The sequence below is a fragment of the Edwardsiella ictaluri ATCC 33202 genome (assembly GCF_000264785.1).
Classification (GTDB): domain Bacteria; phylum Pseudomonadota; class Gammaproteobacteria; order Enterobacterales; family Enterobacteriaceae; genus Edwardsiella; species Edwardsiella ictaluri.
This window is the reverse complement of record NZ_AFJI01000028.1, coordinates 1-1,073: the sequence shown is the minus strand read 5'-3', so window position 1 is coordinate 1,073 and position 1,073 is coordinate 1. Positions and strand designations below refer to the sequence as shown.

General features: G+C 53.5%; 1 protein-coding gene. It reads left to right on the top strand.

From position 1 onward, the window contains the following. Positions 1-1,073 (top strand): IS3 family transposase gene (locus tag EIEH_RS17255; protein ID WP_239642625.1). Its coding sequence is split into 2 segments (ribosomal slippage), with 1,074 coding nucleotides annotated over them: positions 1-196 and positions 196-1,073; the frame shifts between segments, so codons are not numbered across the junction. This gene is flagged as partial in the annotation.

Below are 1,073 nucleotides of genomic sequence, written 5' to 3'. Positions count from 1 at the left end.
AATCTCGCTCAACGCATTGGCGTGGCCGCAGCCGCGCGCGAACTCGGTCTCTATGAGTCGCAACTTTATACCTGGCGAAGCAAACAACAGCAGCAACTGACATCATCCAAGTGTGAAAGCGAACTGGCTGCCGAAAATGCCCGGCTCAAACGTCAGCTGGCAGAACGGGAGGAAGAGTTGACGATTCTCCAAAAGGCCGCGACATACTTTGCGAAGCGCCTGAAATCAAGTATGTTTTTATCGAAAAACATCAGACTGAGTTCAGCATCAAAGCCATGTGCCGAGTGCTCCGTGTCGCCCGTAGTGGCTGGTATGCCTGGCGTCTGCGTCGTCATCAGATAACCCCGCGTCAGCAGTTCCGGCTCGCTTGTGATGAGGCTGTCCGTAATGCATTCGCTGAGGCAAAACAGCGCTATGGTGCGCCACGCCTTGCTGATGAGTTGCCGGAGTACAACATTAAAACCATCGCTGCCAGTCTGCGCCGTCAGGGATTACGGGCGAAAGCGAGCCGTAAATTCAGCCCGGTCAGTTACCATGAACATGGCCTGCCGGTGTCGGAAAACCTGTTGAAGCAGGACGTAACAGCCTGTGGGCCGAATCAGAAATGGTCGGGTGACATTATCTACTTACGTACAGACGAAGGTTGGCTTTACCTAGCAGTGGTGATTGACCTGTGGTCGCGGGCCGTCATCGGCTGGTCGATGTCTTCGCGGATGACGGCACAACTGGCCTGCGATGCGTTGCAAATGGCGTGGTGGAGGCGTAAACGCCCGGGAAATGCCATTGTTCATACAGACAGAGGCGGCCAGTACTGTTCGGCGGATTATCAGACTTTACTGAAACACCATAACCTGCGTGGCAGTATGAGCGCCAAAGGCTGTTGTTACGACAATGCCTGTGCGGAAAGCTTCTTCCACACACTGAAAGTGGAATGTATCCACGGCAAGCACTTTGCCAGTCGGGAAATGATGCGAACGACTGTGCTTAATTATATCGAGTGCGATTACAATCGCTGGCGTCGCCACAATGCCTGTGGTGGTCTTAGCCCGGAACAATTTGAAAAACAGAACCGA